Origin of the sequence: Leptolyngbya sp. FACHB-8 (genome assembly GCF_014695575.1) — a bacterium.
Lineage (GTDB): Bacteria > Cyanobacteriota > Cyanobacteriia > Elainellales > Elainellaceae > Vacuolonema.
Window position 1 is genome coordinate 43,629 of sequence record NZ_JACJOO010000074.1, and the last position, 21,811, is coordinate 65,439.

General features: G+C 51.8%; 22 protein-coding genes. 9 read left to right on the forward strand and 13 right to left on the reverse strand.

Going from position 1 to position 21,811, the window contains the following annotated elements; genetic code table 11:
- Positions 1-57 precede the first annotated feature (57 nt).
- Positions 58-1,287 (reverse strand): carboxyl-terminal processing protease CtpA, encoded by a 1,230-nt coding sequence (gene ctpA, locus H6F91_RS20270; RefSeq protein ID WP_190771646.1) that lies wholly within the window; start codon positions 1,285-1,287, stop codon positions 58-60.
- Between the two features lie 456 nt (positions 1,288-1,743).
- Between ctpA and petB the strand changes: the two genes are divergently transcribed.
- The 4 genes from petB to H6F91_RS20290 all read left to right on the forward strand — a co-directional run bounded on the left by petB (position 1,744) and on the right by H6F91_RS20290 (position 4,513).
- Complete coding sequence (petB, locus tag H6F91_RS20275) at positions 1,744-2,412, forward strand: cytochrome b6 (RefSeq protein ID WP_190771645.1); 669 nt, start codon at positions 1,744-1,746, stop codon at positions 2,410-2,412.
- A gap of 105 nt (positions 2,413-2,517) precedes the next feature.
- Positions 2,518-3,000: a cytochrome b6-f complex subunit IV gene (gene petD, locus H6F91_RS20280; protein ID WP_190771644.1), complete on the forward strand. Its 483-nt coding sequence runs from the start codon at positions 2,518-2,520 to the stop codon at positions 2,998-3,000.
- Positions 3,001-3,460: 460 nt separating this feature from the next.
- Complete coding sequence (locus H6F91_RS20285; protein WP_190771643.1) at positions 3,461-3,889, forward strand: ATP-binding protein; 429 nt, start codon at positions 3,461-3,463, stop codon at positions 3,887-3,889.
- Positions 3,890-4,120: 231 nt separating this feature from the next.
- Positions 4,121-4,513, forward strand: coding sequence for a hypothetical protein (locus H6F91_RS20290; RefSeq protein WP_199307956.1), 393 nt, complete (start codon positions 4,121-4,123; stop codon positions 4,511-4,513).
- 104 nt (positions 4,514-4,617) lie between these two features.
- On the opposite strand, the gene H6F91_RS20295 is transcribed toward H6F91_RS20290, so the two are convergent.
- The 5 genes from H6F91_RS20295 to H6F91_RS20315 all read right to left on the reverse strand — a co-directional run bounded on the left by H6F91_RS20295 (position 4,618) and on the right by H6F91_RS20315 (position 7,298).
- Positions 4,618-5,091, reverse strand: coding sequence for a CYTH domain-containing protein (locus H6F91_RS20295; protein ID WP_190771641.1), 474 nt, complete (start codon positions 5,089-5,091; stop codon positions 4,618-4,620).
- 84 nt (positions 5,092-5,175) lie between these two features.
- Complete coding sequence (locus H6F91_RS20300; protein ID WP_190771640.1) at positions 5,176-6,162, reverse strand: PfkB family carbohydrate kinase; 987 nt, start codon at positions 6,160-6,162, stop codon at positions 5,176-5,178.
- A gap of 197 nt (positions 6,163-6,359) precedes the next feature.
- The gene (locus H6F91_RS20305) at positions 6,360-6,716 is read right to left on the reverse strand and encodes a DUF4168 domain-containing protein (protein ID WP_347280064.1); all 357 of its coding nucleotides are present in this window, start codon (positions 6,714-6,716) and stop codon (positions 6,360-6,362) included.
- Between the two features lie 122 nt (positions 6,717-6,838).
- Positions 6,839-7,012 carry a hypothetical protein gene (locus H6F91_RS20310; protein WP_190771639.1) on the reverse strand — a complete coding sequence of 58 codons (174 nt, stop codon included), beginning with the start codon at positions 7,010-7,012 and terminating at the stop codon, positions 6,839-6,841.
- Between the two features lie 94 nt (positions 7,013-7,106).
- On the reverse strand, positions 7,107-7,298 hold the full coding sequence (locus tag H6F91_RS20315; RefSeq protein WP_190771638.1) for a hypothetical protein: 192 nt from the start codon (positions 7,296-7,298) through the stop codon (positions 7,107-7,109).
- 300 nt (positions 7,299-7,598) lie between these two features.
- Here H6F91_RS20315 and H6F91_RS20320 point away from each other — a divergent pair, with 300 nt between their 5' ends.
- The gene (locus H6F91_RS20320) at positions 7,599-8,189 is read left to right on the forward strand and encodes an SRPBCC family protein (RefSeq protein ID WP_190771637.1); all 591 of its coding nucleotides are present in this window, start codon (positions 7,599-7,601) and stop codon (positions 8,187-8,189) included.
- Between the two features lie 22 nt (positions 8,190-8,211).
- On the forward strand, positions 8,212-8,955 hold the full coding sequence (locus tag H6F91_RS20325; protein WP_190771636.1) for a hypothetical protein: 744 nt from the start codon (positions 8,212-8,214) through the stop codon (positions 8,953-8,955).
- Between the two features lie 69 nt (positions 8,956-9,024).
- Here the strand turns inward: H6F91_RS20325 and H6F91_RS20330 are convergent, their stop codons facing one another.
- The 5 genes from H6F91_RS20330 to H6F91_RS20350 form a co-directional block, all read right to left on the reverse strand.
- The gene (locus H6F91_RS20330; RefSeq protein ID WP_190771635.1) at positions 9,025-9,585 is read right to left on the reverse strand and encodes a pyridoxamine 5'-phosphate oxidase family protein; all 561 of its coding nucleotides are present in this window, start codon (positions 9,583-9,585) and stop codon (positions 9,025-9,027) included.
- A gap of 76 nt (positions 9,586-9,661) precedes the next feature.
- Positions 9,662-11,383, reverse strand: a complete 1,722-nt coding sequence (locus tag H6F91_RS20335; RefSeq protein WP_190771634.1) for a hypothetical protein — start codon at positions 11,381-11,383, stop codon at positions 9,662-9,664.
- Between the two features lie 2 nt (positions 11,384-11,385).
- The gene (locus H6F91_RS20340) at positions 11,386-12,234 is read right to left on the reverse strand and encodes an SDR family oxidoreductase (protein WP_242035893.1); all 849 of its coding nucleotides are present in this window, start codon (positions 12,232-12,234) and stop codon (positions 11,386-11,388) included.
- Positions 12,235-12,241: 7 nt separating this feature from the next.
- Positions 12,242-12,850 (reverse strand): SRPBCC family protein, encoded by a 609-nt coding sequence (locus tag H6F91_RS20345; RefSeq protein ID WP_190771633.1) that lies wholly within the window; start codon positions 12,848-12,850, stop codon positions 12,242-12,244.
- A gap of 242 nt (positions 12,851-13,092) precedes the next feature.
- Entirely contained in the window at positions 13,093-14,952 is a 1,860-nt protein-coding gene (locus H6F91_RS20350; protein WP_190771632.1) for a polyketide synthase, read from the reverse strand.
- Between the two features lie 215 nt (positions 14,953-15,167).
- Here H6F91_RS20350 and H6F91_RS20355 point away from each other — a divergent pair, with 215 nt between their 5' ends.
- The 3 genes from H6F91_RS20355 to H6F91_RS20365 all read left to right on the forward strand — a co-directional run bounded on the left by H6F91_RS20355 (position 15,168) and on the right by H6F91_RS20365 (position 19,341).
- A complete protein-coding gene (locus tag H6F91_RS20355) occupies positions 15,168-15,950 on the forward strand; it encodes a PD-(D/E)XK nuclease family protein (protein ID WP_190771631.1) in 783 nt (260 codons plus the stop codon).
- Positions 15,951-17,028: 1,078 nt separating this feature from the next.
- A complete protein-coding gene (locus H6F91_RS20360) occupies positions 17,029-17,226 on the forward strand; it encodes a hypothetical protein (protein ID WP_190789447.1) in 198 nt (65 codons plus the stop codon).
- A gap of 588 nt (positions 17,227-17,814) precedes the next feature.
- Positions 17,815-19,341: a hypothetical protein gene (locus tag H6F91_RS20365; RefSeq protein WP_190771629.1), complete on the forward strand. Its 1,527-nt coding sequence runs from the start codon at positions 17,815-17,817 to the stop codon at positions 19,339-19,341.
- A 143-nt stretch (positions 19,342-19,484) separates the two neighbouring features.
- Here the strand turns inward: H6F91_RS20365 and H6F91_RS20370 are convergent, their stop codons facing one another.
- Together H6F91_RS20370 and H6F91_RS20375 are read right to left on the reverse strand one after the other, a co-directional pair.
- Complete coding sequence (locus tag H6F91_RS20370; protein WP_190771628.1) at positions 19,485-19,748, reverse strand: hypothetical protein; 264 nt, start codon at positions 19,746-19,748, stop codon at positions 19,485-19,487.
- Between the two features lie 86 nt (positions 19,749-19,834).
- Entirely contained in the window at positions 19,835-21,700 is a 1,866-nt protein-coding gene (locus H6F91_RS20375) for an AAA family ATPase (RefSeq protein ID WP_190771627.1), read from the reverse strand.
- Between the last annotated feature and the right edge of the window lie 111 nt (positions 21,701-21,811).

The following is a 21,811-nucleotide window of genomic DNA, read 5'->3' on the forward strand; positions in this document are numbered from 1 at the left end:
AAAGAGCGGGGGAACTAAGTTCCCCCGCTCTTCAGTTGGATGGATTTTGTAATCGCTTCAGGATGCTTGAGCTACGGTAACCTGCTTCGTTAAACACTCAACTGCCGCCTGAAACTGTGGGTCAACATCGGTGCCCAACTGGTTCCGATTCAGGGGGTCTGCCTCAATCACGACGTCAGGCATAATACCCTGACGGTTAATGTCGTGGTGGTCGGGTGTTTCATAGCGGGCAATGGTCACCGCCAATCCGGAGCCGTCTGACAGGCTAAATAGAGATTGAATCAGCCCCTTACCAAAGGTGCGATCGCCAACCAATTGCGCCCGATGGTTGTCTTGCAGTGCCCCCGCCAAAATCTCACTCGCACTTGCAGTTCCCTGGTTGACCAGCACGACCAAGGGTTTGTCCGTTAATGCCTGACCATGGGCAAAAAAGCTGTCTTGAATGCCGTCGCGGTTAACCGTGTAAACAACCGTCGCATCATCCAACCACAGCCGCGCAATATCAATCCCCGCTTGCAATAGGCCACCAGGGTTGTTGCGTAAGTCCAGGATGTACGACACCGCTCCCTGCTGATCCAACTTGCCGACGGCATGGGCCACTTCACTGGCAGCATTGGCATTGAATTGGCTGAGACGAATGTAACCAATCTTTAAGTCTTTCTCATTTCGCAACTCGGCGACCACGGGGTTAAGGGTGATGCGATCGCGCACCAACTGCACATCCTCAGGGCTACCCTCGTCCCGCCCTAGGGTCAGCTCTACAATGGTCCCAACAGGACCGCGCATACGCTCGGCTGCCTCGTCCAAAGTCAGATTTTTGGCAGGAACACCATTGATTTTGAGAATGCGATCGTTCGGCTGAATCCCAGCCCGATCAGCTGGAGAGCCTTCAATAGGCGCAATTACGCGCAAATCACCCGTTTCTAACTCTTGAGTAATCTGAAGGCCAATACCATTCAACTCGCCCGATGTATTGGTCTGCAAGCTCCGATACTGGTCAGGCTTGAGCAGACGTGTGTAGGGGTCATCCAGGGATGCCAACATTTTTTGAATGGCGCTATAGGCATCGTCCCGGGTATCGAGACGCTGTTGCAGAGCTTTTTGCCGCACCATCCACCAGTTCTGATGGTTGAAGGTGCTATCAACATAAGCCCGGTCCACAATCCGCCAGACTTCGCTGAGTAATTTTTGTTCATCCGTGAAGGCAGAGGATGCCGGAGTCCAGAGGCTCAAACTGGCCACCAGCACAAGCAGGAGCAATCCGAATCGCAAAATCCATCTTTTCATAAGCTCATCTTAAACCAACACTTTTCAATCCTCTGGACAGTTTTTCTAGAACCCTATGATTTTGTTCAGTGCACAGGATTTGCAAATTAGGGGTTTCAAAAGACCTGACTAAACTTTCTCAGCATTTAATAAGGCTTCGGAGAAGTTGATTACTTCTGACTTATAAGACTTAAGACATCACCGGCCAAACAATCATTTAGAAGTTCCAGCCTTAGGAGGACTGCAGAATCTTCCATATAGATACCGATTGGCAACAGGAGCTGTTCAAAAGGAGTACCGCTTGCCTACCCCTGGTTCTCATATGTTGCCCGTCTCTATGCTCAAAATGGCACAGTTTGCTCAGCGGATTCCCATTTTTTTTCGGCGGAAAGCCGCAAGGGGCAACGGATCAAAACCCTGATAGACTGTGTTACATTTTTAAGAAATCGCAGTATTTTATATCCCCCCTCTTGCTTCATGTTTACAAAGCAGGTAACTGACTCCAAAGCCTACCAGTGGTTTGAGGAACGACTGGAAATTCAGGCGCTCGCTGATGACATTAGCAGTAAATACGTTCCTCCTCACGTCAACATCTTTTACTGCCTGGGTGGGATCACACTGGTGTGCTTCCTGATCCAGTTTGCTACCGGCTTTGCCATGACCTTCTACTACAAGCCCACCGTTACTGATGCGTTTGCCTCTGTGCAATACCTCATGACTGACGTGAGCTTTGGTTGGTTGATCCGCTCCATCCATCGCTGGTCTGCCAGCATGATGGTGCTGATGATGATTCTGCACGTCTTCCGCGTGTATCTGACAGGTGGCTTCAAGAAGCCCCGTGAGCTGACCTGGATCACGGGCGTAACTCTCGCTGTGATTACGGTTTCCTTTGGGGTAACGGGCTACTCCCTTCCCTGGGACCAGGTTGGCTACTGGGCAGTGAAAATCGTTTCTGGCGTTCCTGAAGCTATTCCGGTTGTCGGTTCTCTGATGGTAGAACTGCTGCGGGGTGGTCAGAGCGTTGGTCAAGCGACTCTCACTCGTTTCTATAGCCTTCACACCTTCGTGCTGCCCTGGCTGATTGCTGTGTTCATGCTGGCCCACTTCCTGATGATCCGGAAGCAAGGGATCTCTGGGCCGTTGTAAATAACGATTCGCAGGGGCAGGGTAGAATAACTATCCTTCCCCTTTGGTCGCTACTTCCCTTTTTTCAACTCCCTGCAAGCCTTGTTAAAGGAGAACATTTGAGACATGGCCACGATTAAAAAGCCGGATCTGAGCGATCCCGCATTGCGCGAGAAGCTTAAGAAAGGGATGGGTCACAACTACTATGGTGAACCTGCCTGGCCAAATGACTTGCTGTACATCTTCCCCGTGGTAATTCTGGGGACGATCGCTTGCGTCGTTTGCCTTGCGGTTCTAGATCCCGCAGTAGTCGGTGAGCCTGCTAACCCCTTCGCAACTCCTCTGGAAATTTTGCCAGAGTGGTACCTGTACCCTGCCTTCCAAATCCTGCGCGTTGTTCCTAACAAACTGCTAGGAATTTCGCTACAAACTGCGATTCCTCTCGGTCTGATGCTGATTCCTTTCATCGAGAGCGTTAACAAGTTCCAGAACCCGTTCCGTCGCCCTGTTGCGACCACGCTGTTCTTGTTTGGAACTGCGTTCACCCTCTACCTAGGTATCGGCGCAACCATGCCCATCGATAAGTCTCTGACGCTGGGCCTGTTCTAGAGTCGGCTTTAAAAGTTGATGATTCGTGCGCTTCACGTACAAACAATCAACGCTTTCAGCGATTAAACGCGCTCTAGACTCATCTTCAAACATTAACTGCTCGTGCGCTTGCGTACGAGCAGTTCTTCGTTGAACCAGAGCCTTAATACTGCCATCATTTTGCGACGGCAGTATTAAGGCTTTAATGCGAGATGGGGAAATTACTATAACCTTTGTTACTAAAGGTAGTACGTCTCAAGAGGTACTTTTTAGAATAGAATGGGCTTAAAGGCAGGGGTTATCTCTCCGGAAACTTCAGCCTTTAGTATGAGGTGGTGGTCAGGCGCTCCAAAAACCACGTGTTATCAATCAATGACAAAACCCTTGGAGAATCATAGCCTTTTGGCTATATTCGCTACAACAGACGTTAAACTGTGCCTAGTGTGTTCTTAGCTACTTAATTAGGGGATCTGTTAGAGGCGTGTTTCGGCGAACTCATATTACCGTCAGTAGCGATCTTTCTGTAATAAATGATGTGCAAGACTGGTTTCGGCAGTTTTGCAATCCCTACGTCCGCGATTTCAACTGGCTCAAACAGCAATTCTATCCCTTACACCTGGCACTAACGGAAGGCTTTTCCAATGCCGTTCGTCATGCTCACCAGGAATTGCCTTCAGAGACGGAAATCGACCTGGATCTTGCTCTGTGGAACGATCGCATCGAAATTCGTATTTGGGACCGTGGTGAACCCTTCGACCCCAATAGCATCGAAGAACCCGAACTGGGTGTACCTCGCTTAGGCGGCTACGGATGGTTTTTGATCCGTCGTCTTGCTGATAAAGCCGTTTATGAACGAAGCCAGGATGGCCGAAACTGTCTGGTTATTGTGAAGCAAGGTGAAGAAAATTAATCCTCTTTTAATCCAGCAGAGAGGGGGGTAGGGCTTTGTTCCACCTCCCTCTTTGCTCAATTGGAAGATCAGGTATAGGGAAATGACCCTAGCAATGAGTGTGGAAATCTTTCCAATACCCGACCCATCGAAGCAGATTATGCTGGTACTATACAATCCACAACCGGAAGAGCATGTCCCCTCGACGTCGGTTGCCCCGTGCAATAGGAGTCTGCGATGAACCCCAACAATATGACCAGGCTATCTTTTAACCTGTCTGGGATTGGCCTCTGGCTGACCATTTTTGCGGTGATCTGGCTCCTGGGCGCCGTTGGTTTGGGATGGTTAGTCAAGTCAGTGGCCATCCTCCTGGTTTTGCTAGCGGTTGCTCCTGTGATTGCATTTATAGGATTCCGCTGGTGGTTGCGCCGTAACCTGGTAGAAGACGCTTGCCCAGTTTGCAACTACACAAGCGTTGGTCTCAACGGAACCCAATTGCGCTGCCCCAATTGCAGTGAACCCTTGCAAGTTGAGCAAAAGCATTTCATCCGGCTCACGCCTCCGGGAACGGTGGACGTGCAGGCCGTCGAGGTTTCAGCACAGGTGGTCGAGGATACGAGCGATCGCCAGATTACCGGAGCCTAATCATTTCAGTAGGGAAAGGTATCCACACCTATCCCCCTCTTTACTGAGTTGCTCAGATTCTCAGCATTCCCAGTAAAGGAGGGTGTACCCTTAGCGCACACCCTCTACTGCGTGGCCCAAGTTTTGTAAGGATGCCGCATCAGGTAAGCATTGAAATAGCGCAGATCATCTGAAACTTCTTTGCCGATCCAATCAGGAATTTCAACGGCTTGCTCAGGGCTGGTTAGCTCAACCTCTGCCATAATTAGCCCTTCATTCTCTCCAAAGAATTCATCCACCTCCCAGAGACGATCGCCCCAGTGAATTCGGTAGCGTACCTTCTCAATGAGAGGGCGATCGCAAAGATGATCCAGCAATTCCTCCGCCTCAGATGGGGGAATGGAATACTCATACTCACGCCTGCAAATGCCGTCCGTTGCTCCTTTGATGGTGAGATACCCCTGGTCCCCCGCCAATCGAACTCGGACTGTGCGCTCGGGTTGGGTCGTTAAGTACCCTTGTCGGTAGGGGACACCTTCCCCCAAGGTTCGCCACTGGTCACCCACCACCAAAAACTTGCGTTCAATCTCAAAAGGCATAAGCTTACCCTCAAAACTGGGTTCTCTTGGGTTTCATCAATCGGCTGCACATGATTTCGTAGGTTGGCCCACGAAATCACAGCTTCACACCTCCTCGAGTGAGTGCATATATAGGAAGGCTTCGACTTCCCGCGGGTCCGGTTGGGCTGCGATTGCTCCTGCCCGCATGGTAGTCAAGGCTCCTACTGCACTGGCATAAGTGATACATTCCCGAGTCTGTTCCGGGGTTTGAAACAATGTTTCCCCCTGCTGACACAATTGATGCAGGAACCCCGCTAAAAATGCATCACCAGCCCCGGTGGTATCTTCCACATCTACGGGAAAAGCAGGGACAGCTCCCATATGACCTGCGATCGAGTAGGTGCAGCCCCGTTCTCCATCGGTAATCAAAACACCTCTCGCCTGGGGAAGTTGGGCCGCGATCGCCCCCGGATTACGGCTTTCAAACAGCCAATCTGCTTCCTCCGCTGACAATTTAAGATACTGCACCCGATCCAGCAAGCCGCGAATAATCTCGGGCGCGGTATCCGGCGCATCCCAGAACATAGGCCGCCAGTTGACATCCATTAAGACCTGCAGGGAGTGTTGCTCGGCTAGATCGAGCGATCGCCGCACGGCTTCCGCTGTCTCAGGATAGGCCAATTCCAGCGTGCCCATGACGAGAAATTGGGCATGGGTAAAGAGCTCGGCAGGTAAGGTATCAGCACTGAGGAAGGCATCGGCAAATTCAGATGTCGGGTATTTGCCAAAGCCAGCGAAGTGGCGATCGCCCCCTTCCGTACGGGTAACAAACACCGCTCGGGTAGGAGCCGTTGGATGCCGCTGGAGGCCCCGGAGATCTACTCCAATGGTTTCTAATAGCTCGACTAAGGTATCCCCAGTTTGATCGGAACCAACGCAGCCAACAAAAGCAGCAGGGGTACCCAACTTTACTAGCGCACAGGCCACATTTGCTGGGGCTCCGCCCGGATAATCCGTCCAAGACTTCACCTGGTCCAGTGGCAACCCTGGTTGATCTGCCAACTTATCAAACAACACTTCGCCTAAACACAACACCTGAGGATCAGCCACAGTGCTCCCTCAACTCACAATAATTGAATAGTTTTTTAGAGGTGGTTTGAAAGCCCTAAAAGGACCATTTTTCTTGCGCGCTTAGTACACACAAAATCAACATTTCAACTACCCTCTCAACAGGCAATGACAGCCACTTCAAGACAGGCTAAAAGGGGCTGCCCTTCCTATTAAAACGCACTCATTTAATCCCGGTGTTAATCCAAAGGAATTTCCTGAAGTAGAGTTGCAACTCGCTCACCAAATTCTGGGTCGGTATTAGCTAGACCCAACAATTGCAAGTACTCCTGGAGAGTCAACCCCGACGCTTCAATTAAGTGAAAGGCTTCTATTTCAACTTCCTGTTGTAACCGGAGCGATTCCAGTTCGGTTTCGGCGGCTTGCAGGTCGCCCTCACGACGGTCAAGCAGGGCCAGCACTTGCAAGTAAGCCCGGACAAACTGACTGACCTTCTCAAAAGAAATATCCTCTGCCTGAGGATTGGTTGCTGGGGGAAGGGGCTGGGCAACATCTGGCAACGGGGATAGCTCATCCGCAGCCCAGGCAGGAGACACGATTCCGCATAAGATTATTCCGCCCCAGCAAATCCCCAGGAACAGGCGGCATATACGAAGAACCGAGTGGATGAGGCTACTCCGGAGGGGGGAGGGGATGAAATGAGCCGAGCGATTCATCATTACCAGCGCCGCGTCCGCTGCACGATGTCGACAATGCCTGACCCAATCGTCGTGAACATCAACAGCCAGATGACCAACCCGGGAACAAAGGTCAGTATCCCAAAGCCCCGCAGTGCCCAGACTGCAATCAAAATACCAAGGGATGCCAGAAATAGGGTGGTTTCGAGTCTCATAAATCAAGCAGCCATCTAAAAGGGTATTTATACAGCTGATGCCGTGCCTTATCGGCGCGAACAATCAACCGTTTCCCAAACTCCTCAACCCTACTCAACGGGCATTGCGGATACCGGCCAAAATCCCAGAGCCGATCGCCAGCATAACCAGCGCCCAGAGCGCTTCACGGGGAACTTCGCGCAGCCAACCGAAGGACTGAAACAGCAACAGCAGAGCCATCATGACCAGGAGGATGCCGGTGACATAGAGAAAAATAGTAATGGCCAGGTTGGGATTACGTCCCACAATCCTCACTCCACATGATGTCGAACATTGAAAACGGGTACTGAGCTGACCCACTTCAGCAATTTTACGGTACGGCTTCCGGCTTAGAACATCCGTCTCCAATACAGTTACGGATGTTACTGAGACGTTAACATGGGCTATTGTGGCACGAGAGTTGTTGGGTGTGCGACAGGCGTAGACAATTGCAATTTCTTCAACTCTTTATCAAACCTTGAGCCATTCTATGCAAAGTCTGGTGCATAGTGTGAGCAGATGGGCATAAGGGTGCTGGAAGGGTTGGAAATACTTGGAGTACAGGCCATGGTTGGTGGAATTGCATCTCACGGATTTGATGTTCCTGCAGAAGAGCCGAGCGCGATCGCCACGCTACACCCCGGCGAAGGAGCCCGGCTCACCCAGGGAGAAATTTTAGTCGATACCCAGACCCATACAGCCTGGGGAGCTGCTGTTACCGCCCGCATGTTTCTACCGATGCACTTGACCGCTGCCTGGGAACAGCTCACGGATTACCCCCGTTGGGTGCAGTTTTTTCCTGATATTACCCGTAGTGAAGTGGTGTTGGAGCGGAGCGATCGCAGTTGGAAGCGCCTCTACCAGGCAGCCACAAAAAACTTCTTCATATTTCAGGCTCAGGTAGATATTCACCTCAAAGTTTTTGAACAATATTTGAAAGGTCAGCGCAGCCGCATCCAGTTTCGGATGGAGCGGGGCAGCTTCCATGACTTCTCGGCAGATTTACACCTGGAGCAGTACGAGAACGGCACCTTGCTCACCTATCAAGTCAAAGCCACGCCAGCCATTCCTGTCCCTTCGGTCTTTATCCAGCAGGCCATCCGTATGGATTTGCCGGCTAACATGGAACAGATGCGGCGGGTGCTGCTACGAGGCTAGTTTATTACCTCTGGAGATATTTATGGGATTGCGTTCGTTCTTCACAGTGGCTCTTGCAGGGCTAGGTTTGGGCTTACCCGTTTCTGTAGCTATCCCTTCTGGGCTTGCCGTTCCGGCATCCACACCGGACGTGCAAGCCCCTGCAGGTGGCCCCGCAGTTTCGCAAGATAGCCTGCAGCGTTTGAGCTCAATGTTCTCACCCCAAATTCAGACAACGGTGGCTGCTTGTTGGGAACAGGGGAAAGTGAACCTGCAGACCACCCCGGTTAATGGTTGGGTGGTCTGTCAGGACGGCAGTGTTGTTGAAGGCGTGACCTACAATAACTACCTCTCAACAGTCGCGGATGTCATGGCAGCCAGTACCCTGGTGGGCCTCCGAACCGCGATGGATGCTGACCCTCGTCTCACACCTCAGGTATTGGCCACGTTTGTTAACACTGACCAGGGTAGTCAGCTCCTTCAAAATATTGTGCAGTCGGCTATTGTGCAGGGAGGATTGCAGCCCGGCGATAGGCTAGAGTCAGCAGCAGTCCTGACCGATGCGGTCGTATTACGCCTAGTCGATAATTTGCAAGACCCAACCCGCCTCAACAGCCTGCTAGGAACACCTGAACAGTACACTCAGACGGTGGGCCAGTTCTGTGCCTCGCCAGGGATGGACATCGCTGCCGCTCAACAACAAATTGGGTTGGATGCTATTCAGCTCTATGCGGTGTGCATTGAAGAATCGGGTACTATGCAGGAAGCCGTCCGACAGTTGTACTAGATAGCTCAACGCAATTAACCATAAAATCCAAAATGCTGTGTCCCTCGCTTCGCAAGAGACACAGCATTATTATTCTGAGATGGCAGCCCCCAGCGGTGTTGGCATCTGGTCGATGCTGATGACATTCTTTTGTTTCCAGTAGTCCAGTAACCCCTGTTCGCCCTTTTTGTCGGCCCATCGTAGCAGGTCATCCCGCTGCTCATTCAGTGTCATGAGCGGCACACCCATACCGCAGGAGGTCTGAACCCGATCGATGGTAGCTACAATGATTTGGCGGGTGCCTGGGATTTCGGGTAAACAAGCAGCAAGGGTTTGCCACTCGGGCATGGTCGGCAACACAGTTTTGCCGTAGCCATAAAGACGAAGTATCAACGGAGCCCGCTCAAAAGCACAAAACATAAACGTAATGCGCCCATTCTCCTGAAGGTGAGCCGAGGTTTCATTGCCACTTCCGGTGAGATCGCAGTAGGCGACTTGATTGGGTGACAAGACACGCAAGCAATCTAACCCTTTGGGAGACATATTAACGTGGCCAGTTTCGCTGAGGGGAGCTGTGGCCACAAAAAACATGGGCTGCTGGGCAATAAAAGCCTGAAGCTCATCGGTAATACTGTCAAATACTTTAGCCATGGAACGGAGCAGAGGTAGAGGAAAGTGGAGTGTTCGTATCCTGCCAGTTTTTAAGGGTTTGGAAGCGATACTAAAATTAAGGATTTTTTTGCTGAACGCTAGCGGTCGATGCCAGCAGGCAGCGGGCATCGAGCAACGTTAGATCGGGGGTTTGCAGAACCGTGCAGGTTGGAATGTATGGGACGATCGCAGGCAGTTGCTTAGACTTAAGCTGGGCGATCGCGGCCTCCACCGTAGCATTAAACGAGCTGTGATAGAGCCAATCCTGCGAGGGTTGCAGGAAGTAACCGGGGTCGAAGGCATTCGCATCCAGCAACCAGTAGTCAATGCCATAGGTCTCAATCGCCTGCCGCAGAGCAGCCGGGTCGGGGGAGTACTGGCCCTGGATCACAGCCGTAGCTCGTTTCTGGATTTCGGCATAGTAGCGAATGTGGTGGGGCAGGGTCAGTTCGCGACCTACGAGGAGCGATCGCCCCGCAAAGGCTGGAATGTTATTGGCCTCCAGAGCCAGGGACGCAACCTGGATATCCTTGGGTTGCTGGGCCAGGTACTCGTACAGAACAGGAGCTTTGCCCACAATCCAGATTTGAAAAACCCGCAGTAGGGGAGGGTAGAGAGGCACGAACAGGATCGTTGCCAGCCCCAGGGCGACCAATCCTGCCTGAACGTTGTGCCTTATAGAACGAGCAATACGGCGATGGTTCCACCCATGTAGAAACCGCTCCAACAGAACCACCAGGAAAATCGCAGCGGCAATGGACAGCACAAAGCGCCAGGTGTGATACGTGTAGCGATTTGGGAAGTGCAGCCGCAGCAGCAGCAGATGGGCCAGCCCAAATAAGCCGAGTGAGGCAACGACCAGATCGAAGAGCAGCCGACTTTGGGGTTGAATGCGAGACGTTAGCGGAAAGCGCGATTTAGGAAGGAAGGGTAACGCAAAGCCCAACAGAACGACGGTTGGGAAGTAAGGCAACCCAGGCCCAATAGAGCCTTTAAAGAGAAGGCGCAACGCAAGTGGCTCAAAATAAACATTGCGTGCCCCAGGATAATACTCTGCCATAGACCGCATTTGGTCTGCGGTGATCACCGGGCCATACTCTGATACATTTACATCCAACGCAAAAGGGATGAGAACGGCGATCGCGACCCCCAGTCCCAACGCCCACAACCGATAATCTGCCCGGTTGGAGGACAACTGCAGCGTTCGCTTCGACACTTTGATCAGACGCACCGTCAGCACTGCCACTGCGAGAATAGCGAGTTGGGGAAAAACCAGACCCTGGAGAGCGATCGCTCCAATACAGGGCCACACCGCTCCGGCCGCCAGAAAATCTAAAAAAGCACCAAAGATGGGATAAACGAAGGCCCGAGGTGAGGCGGACACCAGGTCATCGTTGAGCCAAATTTGCTGATTGAACAATAACACCGCCAGCACCGCGCCTACGGTGACTGGAAACAGTCGCAGAGTGAGGCGATAAATAAAAAAGGATGCGACAAGAGCTAACAGGGTCGGCAGAACTTTGGCAAAAGCTAGCGGTGCGATGCCAAGAAGAAACGCAAAACGATAAACAGCCTTAAATCCTAGCGGCGCAACGGAATGGAAATAGTTGATACTCCAGTCATTCGGGAACAACTCCGGATCAGCCCAACGTTGCATCCAAACAATGTGATGGCGTACGTCATCCTGAATCACATAGGGTTGATTCAGCCAGAAGATAGCGGAGAGCGCACCGTAAATCAGGGGAATTAGCAGGCTAATTAGCAATCCCTGACGGCGAGTCAGAGCAAAAGAGCGCATGGTTATTGAGGAGAGCGAGGACCAGATTGAGCAGCGACCTCAGCCACTAGCCGGTCAAAATACCAGTTCAGCCCTGGGGCCAGAAGGCTGTGGAGACGGTTGAGGACACTCATTTCCGTGCCAGGAGTAATGGCGAAGACCCGCCGCTCTACCCCACGCAGAATCTCCTGGGCAACGCCATCCGCACTCCAGGTTTCGGCGGTGGCGGTGATACGCTTAGTTTCCTCAGGCTTGGTCCGATTTTCAGCCTCCAATTGAGGGGTATCGGTATCGGGGGGGTAGACGATGGAAACGCCAATGCCAGAAGGTTTCACTTCTCCCCGCAAGGCTTCCGCCAACCCCCGCAACGCAAATTTGGTTGGGCTGTAGGGTGTGTAGCCATACAGCCCAACCAACCCAGCTCCGGACGATACCAGCACCAGATGACCGCGCTGCCGTACCTCCATAGCAGGCAGCACAGCGCGGATGCAATAGAGGGTGCCGAAGTAATTGATCGCCATGGTCTGCTCAAAGATATCGATAGGCAGTTCCCGAAAATATCCGGGATGGGCAATGCCAGCACAGGTAATCAGCAGATCAGGGGTACCCAGAGCCGCGATCGCTCCTGCCATCGCCGCTTCTGCCTGGGTCCGATCGCTAACATCCGCTGAAAACACCTGTACCTGGGTTGAACTTGGGGTGAGGGCGGATTGGGCGATCGCCAACTTGCCGGGGTCACGGGCCACCAGTGACACATTCATACCTGCCTGCACCAAACGATGGGCTGTTGCTAAGCCAATACCGCTCGAGCCCCCCGTAATAATGGCGTGTCCCCCGGCAACGATGCTCCCTGAATTCTGCATTTTAGCCATACTTGCCTTAGCCTTCTGCTCTACGTTCCATCTCTTGCTTCAAGGCACCCAGGGTATCCCGCAAGCTATTGCGGTAGATATTAAAGAAGAGGCCTCGGTTATCTGGCCCTGGATCCACATTAACCCGATGGGTCACCACGACCTGATTTGGGTTGTTCGGTACAGGGTCAATCTGCCAGCTGCCAGCGACACTTTCGACATCGCCCTCGACCAGTTGAAAGTCAATCGCCCGGGGGAAGTTCTCAGTGGTTGCAAGCCGGACCCGAGTCCGGCGATTGAAAAAGGCCACTCGCACTTCATTGACCTGCTCAAATACCCGGCGGTTACCTTCACTGGCCAACAACTGGCTGGAGGCCACACCTGGTAGGAAGTTCTCAAAGTTGTCGTAGTCGGTCAGAACCTGCCAGGCCATTTCTGCTGGAACATTGACCAGCACTTGGCCTACAAATTGCCCCTCATCTCCTGATACCACTGGCCGGCCCGATTGCAAATCTCGATTCTGAGCCGTTTGAGCCACTAATGTGCCGGTTTGAGCCTGACTAGCAGACAGATAGGTGAGAGGGAGGATCAGGGCGATCGCCACAACCGAAAGAAAACGAAGGGGAAACAATTTCACAGTTCAAACGTTGACGAAAGGTTTACAGGAAAGAGACGGCAGTCTTTGTCTCTTTGTTCGCGAAAACGCCCGGATAGAAGTTATGGACAATTGTATAGCGATAGTCGCGGCGCCTCAGCCGTAAAAGAAATGCACGAACTAAGGAGATTTCTACATAAGAATTTATCTGGGATGTGGGTGCTTTGCCCGCTTCGCAGGGAAAGCACCCACATCCCGGAGGTAATTTTATTACTGGAAATCTCCTAAGCATTCCTTTTAGGAACAATGCGATAGGTTTGACGCTGAAACGGGTAAGTCGGCAGTGGAATTCGACGGTTCCCACGGGACGGATGAACCTTCGACCACTCCAACCCATATCCCACGATGTAACGCTCCGCCAGTTGGTGACAGGCTTCGAGAGACGGCTTTGCCTCCCACTCTGTCAACTCAGACGTTGCAGCACGCCCTTGATAGACAAAAGCGTCTGATTCGCCGCGCAGATAGGCGGAAATGCGATCGCTCAACTCTGCCATAGACTGCGCCACAATTGCGAGCCGTTGGGGGAAGTGCGATCGCCCTACGGCGGCTGTCCAACACACATCTCCCAACCGTAGCTCAGGGTGTTTCTGAATATAAGCCTGGTAGCGCTCAGCAAGTTGCCGCAAGGCCGTTTCATCACGGGCAGAAAGGCACAGCACATTCCATCCGGGCAAATCTTGATCAACAGCAATGGGCACCGCTTCGTCAGGGGCATCGGCCAGCACCACATGGGCATTGGTACCGTTGAATCCAAAAGCGCTGACGCCAGCAATTCGGCGATCGCTCCCCTGCGGCCATGCGACCGGAGTTGTAGGCACCTGAATCGGCAATTCAGCCCAGGGTACATGTGGATTCGGCGTCTGATAATGCAGGTTGGGCGGAATTTGCTGATGTTTCAGAGCCAGCACTACCTTTAACAATCCAGCAATCCCGGAGGCTGCTTCCAGATGCCCAATGGTTGGCTTGACAGAGCCCAGGATGAGAGGCTTACCACTGGCGCGATCGCCTCCAAACACGGCCCCCAAGGCATTCACCTCAATCGGGTCTCCCAGTGCTGTGCCCGTACCGTGGGCCTCCAGATAACTCACCTGCTCCGGCTGCACCCGGCTATTGTCAAGCGCCTGCCGCACCAGGGCTTGCTGAGAAGGGCCATTGGGCACGGTCAGGCCACTGGTGCGCCCGTCGTGGTTGACCGCTGAGCCGAGAATCACGGCGTGAATGCGATCGCCATCGCGCTCAGCATCCCGCAGCCGCTTCAACACCACCATGCCACACCCTTCCGCTCGCACAAAACCATTGGCGTCGGCATCGAAGCTGCGGCAACGCCCATCGGGCGAGAGCATCCGTGCCCGCGCAAAATTAATTCCGGGTTCGGGTGACAGGATACGGTTCACGCCTCCCGCCAGAGCGAGGTTACATTCCCCATTGCGAAGACTCTGGCAGGCCAGGTGAACGGATACCAGGGAAGAAGAGCATGCCGTATCCACGGCCAGACTAGGCCCTGTCAACCCTAACAGATAAGAGAGACGGCCAGCAGCCACGCTGTGGGTGTTGCCCGTGGCCAAATAGGCGTCAATCTGCTCCGGTGCCTGATTGAGGAGTTGTTGCCAGTAGTCAATGCTGCAAATTCCAACAAAAACCCCGGTCAGGGAAGCATTTAGGGAATCGGGGGCGATCGCTCCATGTTCTAGAGCCTCCCAGCTCACCTCCAGGAGTAGCCGTTGTTGTGGGTCGAGAGAAAGGGCTTCCCGAGGGGCCATGCGGAAAAAGGGAGCATCAAAATCCCACAGATGAGGCACAAACCCACCGCGCCGGGGGCAGCCCGGTAACGCTGGATCAGGGCTGTCATAGTCATCGGGGTTCCAGCGATCGCCCGGCACGTCAGTAATGGCATCTTGCGACTGATGCAGAACACTCCAAAAACTGTCGGGCGAATCAACGCCTCCCGGCAAACGACAGCCCAAGCCAATGATGGCGATCGGTTCGGTGCGCGCCTGTTCCAGGGCATCAACCTTAGCTTGCAGTTCTTTCAGGGCAAGTAAGGCACGTTTAGTCGGTGACAACGAGTCGGGCTGTTCTGCCATGGAGCGTGCGTCGGTCTATGCAAAAGCGTTAATCCTGCTCAGTATGCCAGATAGTGCGGGAATACTGGTGAAGGAAGGGGCCAGTTATAACGATGACCCTCTAGTGCAGGCATGTCTTTGAGAGCTTGAGTGAGTGCAGCCTGGCCAGGCTCAAAAACATGCTTGAATCACCCAGGAACGTTATAACAATCAAACATCATTAACATCGCTGCATCATGATGCAAATTTCTCAAGGGCATTTAAATACGTTGGATTATTGCCCCCGGCTCTTTCAACATATTTACCTCGACCAATTAAGTATTCCACTGACCTTTGAGCAGCAGGAGGCGATGGCCCGAGGTAGCCGCTTCCACACATTGATGCAGCAGCACGAATTGGGGCTCTCTACCCAGGTGCTGGGTGAAGATGCGGCCCTCAGTGAACTAATGGAACGCTTTCTGGCAACGGCCCCAGATGTGATGCGGCGCGACCATGCGCTATTTCGGCAAAGTGAACATCGCCGTCAAATCGTCTTTCAAGATTTTCTGATGACCGTTGTCTATGACCTGTTGATTCTGGAGCCAGAGCAGGCCGATATTTTGGACTGGAAAACAGGCTTGGGTCTACCATCAGCCCAGAAGCTAGAACGCAACTGGCAATTCAAGCTGTACCCCTTCGTTCTGGCAAAAACGAGTTCTTACTTACCCGAACAAATCACAATGACCTACTGGTTTGTGCAACCGGGAGGGCCTGACGAAGCTTCAAACCCTCAAATGATGCGATTTCCCTATGCGGCGGAGAAACATCATGCGATCGCCGAAGAACTTAGCATCCTACTGGCCCGCTTAGAGCAATACCTGGAAGATTACCGGGCTGGACAGTTCCTTCCCCAGGTTGATGACGGAAATGGGCATTGTGAAGCATGTCCCTTTGCAATACGGTGCGATCGCAGTTCTATCCATCGCACGTCAGAAGCTACATTGCCCGCTCTAAATGACATCCATGAAGTCATTATTTAACCTCAGTTCAGGATAGGCTGAAGTGCCCTTAGCGCGAGCTTTGCGCACTCAAAAATACCCTTAACCCGAACTCGGGTTATTTAATATGCATATTCGCTCAACTTGATCAGGAAAAGAGAACCTGAGGTTAACCTCAGGTTCTCTTTTCCTGATCAAGTTGAGCTTTGCAACAAGAACAAATTACTGACAAGTAATATCAACCTTTAACCTTTGCAATTTCTTAAAAGCAACCCACTTGAGTAATGACATCTTTGATACAAAATTAATTCATCCAAAAGGCATAGCCGGACAATTAGTCTTGCAAGAAGCAGTTTCTATCTAAAGAGGGATGCCAGCCATATAGAAGCAAAGGCTTAATTCCTGGTCTTATTAAAACCCTTAAACCTCGATACAACCTAATGGTATTCCTTAAAACTATCTATTAACAACCTGAACCATTTTCTAAAGACTGATGCTCTAGCTGAAAAACACATCTAAGATGGAAATACCTGCAATTCAGGGCTTTTGAACGTATTGATAGATGCCTTCTGCTATTTGTATACGGTTTAACTGAAAAGTCTCCCTAAAGACAGGTGTAATAGGTAAAGGAGGGATATGTAAATGACCGGAGAGCTTTGTAACTTTCTCTTTAGTTTTCTTGTATTTTTGCTTCTATTTAAATTAGATTTAATATTAGCAAATCAGGGATTACTCGGTTATCAGTTCTGGTTCAATTACACCAAAGTAATCCCTCGGCAGTAGAACTCCTGAAAGCATTAAGTTACGATAACTTTCAGAGGTTAGTAGAAGCAGTTTTGACAACTGCCTAAGAAACGAGAAGCTAAGATATTTGCTCCCTACTTCTTGGCATTGTTTCTTTCAAAATCTCCCTCTTGATTGTTCTCTTAAGCTCCCTGACTATCTGCTAAAAATTGTTCTTTTTCCTGTTTTGTAGCTATCTACTTCGTGCAACCGCTTTCAATCCAGCGCTATCTAAAGGTCCAGACATTAAGAAGTCTTCACCTTAAGATGCAGACGCTGAGGGATTGTTCCCGGAACCTCAAACAATTTTAATTAACCTATTTGGCATTTGATGACTATGAATACTTGTCCTTGCTGCTCCGAACCACTACTGCGTCATGCTCAACGTGGCCGCATTTACTGGTTCTGCCCCCATTGCCATCAAGAAATGCCAAATCTTTCCACGCTGATTCTGGCTAATTCTCAAGCGGCAGTTTTGACAAGTGCAGATAACTCTCGGCCTAAGCCTCAAGTGCTGTCCTATGCTGGGCTTTAAGTTTTGTTTATGAAGGTTGGTTTTTCGGGCTGCTTGTTAGAAAAACCGATCTAATCAAGTTTCAAACCCTCATTTATTGCTCTACTTAATTTTTGATAGGACACAAGGAAGGGTTAGGGGTTTACCTTAACCCTTTTCTCGTATTCATCTACTTAACCTCAGTTCGGGATAAGCTGAAATGCTCATTTTGGCGTGCGCTTTGCGCACGCCAAAATGAGCGTTTTCAAGTACCGCGCGTTGCGCGGCACTCGAAAACGCCCTTAACCCAAACTCAGGTTACTTACTCTCCGCTGAAAGTAGCCATCTTTAGCCTCAGGACAGGACGAAACATAAAACTACCTCTAAAACCCAGTTTTTTCGTTGTGAGGGCTTCATCGCCACAATGGAAAAACTGGGTTTTAGAGGTTTTGTCCCATACTGAGATCTTTAACTGTAGATAACAGGTGCGAGGGGTGCATCCCACTTTTGCAAATTTGGAAACCCACTTACAAAAGTAGGATGCACCCGGTGCGAGGGCTCTGGGCTGTTGTACCTCCGACGGTACCTGTGATACGGTTCTGGGTGTTTTCTCTAGCAAGTCAAACTTCTATGAATCTCCCCTTAGTATTTGATATTGCACTAGGGCTCATCTTTATATTTCTAACTCTCAGTTTGTTAGCGTCAGAAGTCCAAGAACTGATTGCAACCCTGCTTCAGTGGCGGGCAGAACATCTTAAGCGCTCCATTGAAAACCTGATACTGGGCCAGGGCGAACAGGATCCGGCTTATCAGGAATTTGTGAATGAACTATACCGAAGCCCGTTAATCCGAGCCTTGAATCAGGAAGCCAAAGGAATTCTTCCTCGCTTCTTCCGGGATGTTGTACATGGAAGCGGAAGTGTAGTTCGTTCTGTGACGGGTCGTCAGGAAACGTTCGGGGGAAACAGAACCGGGCCGTCCTATATCCCTGCTCCAAGCTTTGCAGAAGCATTACTGCAAAAGCTTGGTATCGATGGCCTAGCACAGCAAGCCAGCGAACTAACCTTGAGACAGTTGTGCCGCGAACGGATAACGATGCTAGAGCGACTCCTTCAGTCCCTTCGCAATAGTGCTGGCGATGATTCACTGCTAGCAATAGAATTTGAAAGTTTAAAGCGCCAACTAATTGAGATTACTCGAGATTTCAAAGGTAACCGAATTCCTTTGTCGTTGGCCCTGGAGCAGGCGATCGCCCAAATCTCTCAGTTCCTCGACAATACAGAGCGCTTCCTGGATCACAACGACCAAAATTACGCCATCATTCGTACACGGTTGCCCTTTTTACGTCAGTCAATCCTTCAGAAGAAACTAGAACCCACGATCTATGAACTTCTAGAGGTCGTCGTTAGAAATGATGTAGAGGTGCCAGCGGAATTAGCCGAGACAGTTCAGGAATTGCGTCAACGGCTCCGGTTTATTCCTCCAGAATTGCGCTCTAACATTCTGTCACTGGCCCAGCAAGCCCAATTAAAAGCAAGCAACCTGCGGGACGGTGTTCGCCAATTGCAGGCCGAGATAGAAACCTGGTTTGACCGCTCGATGGATCGGGCATCGGGAGTTTATCGCCGCAATGCTAAAGGGTTTGCTATCATTCTGGGCATTTTGACAGCAATGGCCACGAATGCTGACGCGTTTCTGATGGTGGAACGCTTATCCCAAGACACAGCCATTCGGACGGCCCTCACACAAACAACCGATCAATTGATTAGCCAGCAGTTTCAACGAGATAACTTCCCCGATGCCGTGGGTGGAACAACCCCAGATATCCCAACCAATGAACCTGGCAATCCAACCGAAGTACCCACTACTGGAGAAGCTGATGCCCGTGCCTTAGAGCAAAACTTGAGCAGTGTCAAAGACGCTTTGGGTGATGTATTGGGTGATATTCCGCTTCCCCTGGGCTGGAATTCTGACAATCTTAGACGCCAATTTCCAGCAGAGAGCAACCGCTTTCTCACCATACCCAAGTCACTTCTGGGTTGGCTGGTTACTGGAATTGCCATCTCTATGGGTTCGAGCTTCTGGTTTGACCTGCTGGGCAAAATCGTGCGGGTACGGAACACAGGCACACCGACCAAACCCAGCTCTAGCGATTAATATTGCTATTCGGCTGCAATTGAATCAGCGCTGATGCCAGACGTAGTAAGCTTTAGCAGCAATACAACGGCACAAACTCCATTAACAACGATTGAGGGTGACGTTTTTGCGCCACCCTCAATCGTTTGGTTCTTTCGCTAAGACTACGCTTGAACGCGCCGTTCAAATTCGGCACGGGTATCTTCGACCTGTGCGAGAGCTTGGGTATACAACTCGCTATGCTCGGCTTTGAGCCAGGCCAACAGACGGTTAATTTGAGCGTTTCGCAGTTCCAAATCGGCCTGGAAAATGGTGGCGATCGCCATGTGCTGAGCGTACTGCTCTGGATGGCCCTGAGCAACAAAACTCGCCATTAGTACAGCCAGAGCCTGCTGCTTGACGGGGTCGGGCGTGGGTGAAGTAATCATCGGAATTTTTGAATTGCAGAGGTTAACAGTTGAAATCCTTCTGAAGAACGCTCGCTCAGGCGGATACCATTTGCGAGTGGTCAGGATTAAGCACGGTTTTTCTGAGCTTCCAATAGCTCAAACGCGTGGGCAAAGTCTTCCGTGGTGATTTGCAGGGTGCTGGGGTCCTCCTGTCCTTCCGCCCGGAAGCGACGAATGGCTTCCAGGGCAGCCTGGTTACTCAGGAGAGCCAGATCGGCACCGTTCCAACCGTCGGTCTGGGCAGCCAGAGCCGCAAGATCCACTTCGGACAAGGGGCGATCTTCGTTATGGACTTGCAGAATCGCCAGACGGCTCGGCTCGTCAGGCAAGTCAATTTTAATTTGTAGGTCGAGACGACCCGCTCGTAGTAGTGCGGCATCCAGGGCATCAGGGCGGTTCGTAGCTCCCACAAGCAGCACATTCGTGGCGTCCTGAAGCCCATCCAATTCCGTGAGAAGCTGACCGACGACGCGATCGCTCACCCCTGAATCTCCAGAGAACTTACCCCGAGCCGGAGCCAGGGTATCAATCTCATCCACAAACACTACACAGGGCGATGCCTGACGCGCCTTTGTAAACAGTTCTCGCACAGCCTGTTCGGCAGCGCCGACCCATTTACTGAGCAGCTCGGGGCCATTCACTGCAATAAAGTTAGCTCGGGCCTGAGTGGCGATCGCCTTGGCCAATAAAGTTTTTCCGGTTCCCGGAGGCCCCCATAGCAAAATGCCGCGAGGTGCCTTTGCCCCTGTTCTCTGATACAACTCGGGGTACAACAGCGCCCCTTCAACCGACTCCTGAAGCTTCTGCTTCGCCAGTTCTAACCCACCGATGTCATCCCACTCCACCTTCGGAGCTTCAACTTCGATCGATCGCAGCACCGAGGGCTTGATTTCACGAATCGCCTGGAGAAAATCCGTCTGGTTCACCGTCATATCGTCGGGAATGGGACCGCTGAGAGATGGCACCTGACGGCGCAGGGCAGTGTAGGCGGCCTTTTGGCAAAGCGCTTTGAGGTCAGCTCCAACCATCCCGACGGCGAGGTCGGCGATCGCTCCCAACTCCACCGTTTCATCCAACGGCATGGCCCGTGTCTGAATCCGCAGAATCTCCAGACGACCATCGCGATCGGGCACGCGGAACTGCACTTCTCGATCAAAACGACCCGGACGACGTAGAGCTGGATCCAGGTGATCGGGGCGGTTGGTAGCCGCCAACACCAGAACACCATTGGTAGCAGCGAAACCATCCATCAGGCTCAGCAGCTGTGCAACGAGGCGCTTTTCGACTTCCCCTTCAACCTTGCTGCGATCAGGGGCAAGGCTGTCAATTTCGTCAATAAATACCAGACAGGGAGCTGCTTTCGAGGCCTTCTCAAAGACTCCACGTAGCTTTCCTTCAGCCTCGCCATAATACTTGCCCATCACCTCAGGGCCAACGATAGCGATGTAATTCACACCCAATTCGTCGGCCAGAGCACGAGCGGTCAAGGTTTTACCCGTTCCGGGTGGCCCAACCAGCAGAACGCCACGGGTCGGCTCCAACCCAAGTTTTTTCAATAGGTCAGGGCGTTTTAGGGGCAACTCCACTAACTCACGCAATTCCTGCAAGATTGGCCCTAAGCCGCCCACATCCTGGAGAGTGGGTGGTTCCGCAGACGGCTGGTCGTCTTCAGAGGATGTTGAGGATGTTGTAGAACCGGAGTCCTTGGGGGGTGGGGGAATAATCACCGGATCATCGGCAGTACTAGCGGGGGCATTGGGGCGAATCCGACTGGTGCCGATATTGGTAGGTCGATTCCCCTGACGGGGAATACTACTCAGAGGGCGAGTGTTGATCTGAACATTAGTCTGGAGTTCTCCCTTCTCCGCCTTCTCTTCTAGAAGTTTTGCCAATTCCAGGAGTTGCTCAAAGCCTTTAAATAAGTCGCTCATGGGTGAGTCCGGTGACAACCGTTGGGTAGTGGCTGTTGAAAAGGGGCGCAATCACTTCAGGAATGGCCCGGTAGGCTGATCTATTGAAAAGTCGCGCCCCGATTCAAAAAT

What these genes read in the sequence shown, in the direction of transcription:
- H6F91_RS20370 (WP_190771628.1), bottom strand. Translation starts at nt 19,748, where the DNA reads ATGATTACTTCACCCACGCCCGACCCCGTCAAGCAGCAGGCTCTGGCT.
- H6F91_RS20360 (WP_190789447.1), top strand. Translation starts at nt 17,029, where the DNA reads ATGAATACTTGTCCTTGCTGCTCCGAACCACTACTGCGTCATGCTCAA.
- petB (WP_190771645.1), top strand. Translation starts at nt 1,744, where the DNA reads ATGTTTACAAAGCAGGTAACTGACTCCAAAGCCTACCAGTGGTTTGAG.
- H6F91_RS20340 (WP_242035893.1), bottom strand. Translation starts at nt 12,234, where the DNA reads ATGGCTAAAATGCAGAATTCAGGGAGCATCGTTGCCGGGGGACACGCC.
- H6F91_RS20330 (WP_190771635.1), bottom strand. Translation starts at nt 9,585, where the DNA reads ATGGCTAAAGTATTTGACAGTATTACCGATGAGCTTCAGGCTTTTATT.
- ctpA (WP_190771646.1), bottom strand. Translation starts at nt 1,287, where the DNA reads ATGAAAAGATGGATTTTGCGATTCGGATTGCTCCTGCTTGTGCTGGTG.
- H6F91_RS20320 (WP_190771637.1), top strand. Translation starts at nt 7,599, where the DNA reads ATGGTTGGTGGAATTGCATCTCACGGATTTGATGTTCCTGCAGAAGAG.
- H6F91_RS20365 (WP_190771629.1), top strand. Translation starts at nt 17,815, where the DNA reads ATGAATCTCCCCTTAGTATTTGATATTGCACTAGGGCTCATCTTTATA.
- petD (WP_190771644.1), top strand. Translation starts at nt 2,518, where the DNA reads ATGGCCACGATTAAAAAGCCGGATCTGAGCGATCCCGCATTGCGCGAG.
- H6F91_RS20375 (WP_190771627.1), bottom strand. Translation starts at nt 21,700, where the DNA reads ATGAGCGACTTATTTAAAGGCTTTGAGCAACTCCTGGAATTGGCAAAA.
- H6F91_RS20295 (WP_190771641.1), bottom strand. Translation starts at nt 5,091, where the DNA reads ATGCCTTTTGAGATTGAACGCAAGTTTTTGGTGGTGGGTGACCAGTGG.
- H6F91_RS20335 (WP_190771634.1), bottom strand. Translation starts at nt 11,383, where the DNA reads ATGCGCTCTTTTGCTCTGACTCGCCGTCAGGGATTGCTAATTAGCCTG.
- H6F91_RS20355 (WP_190771631.1), top strand. Translation starts at nt 15,168, where the DNA reads ATGATGCAAATTTCTCAAGGGCATTTAAATACGTTGGATTATTGCCCC.
- H6F91_RS20310 (WP_190771639.1), bottom strand. Translation starts at nt 7,012, where the DNA reads ATGAGACTCGAAACCACCCTATTTCTGGCATCCCTTGGTATTTTGATT.
- H6F91_RS20350 (WP_190771632.1), bottom strand. Translation starts at nt 14,952, where the DNA reads ATGGCAGAACAGCCCGACTCGTTGTCACCGACTAAACGTGCCTTACTT.
- H6F91_RS20325 (WP_190771636.1), top strand. Translation starts at nt 8,212, where the DNA reads ATGGGATTGCGTTCGTTCTTCACAGTGGCTCTTGCAGGGCTAGGTTTG.
- H6F91_RS20290 (WP_199307956.1), top strand. Translation starts at nt 4,121, where the DNA reads ATGACCAGGCTATCTTTTAACCTGTCTGGGATTGGCCTCTGGCTGACC.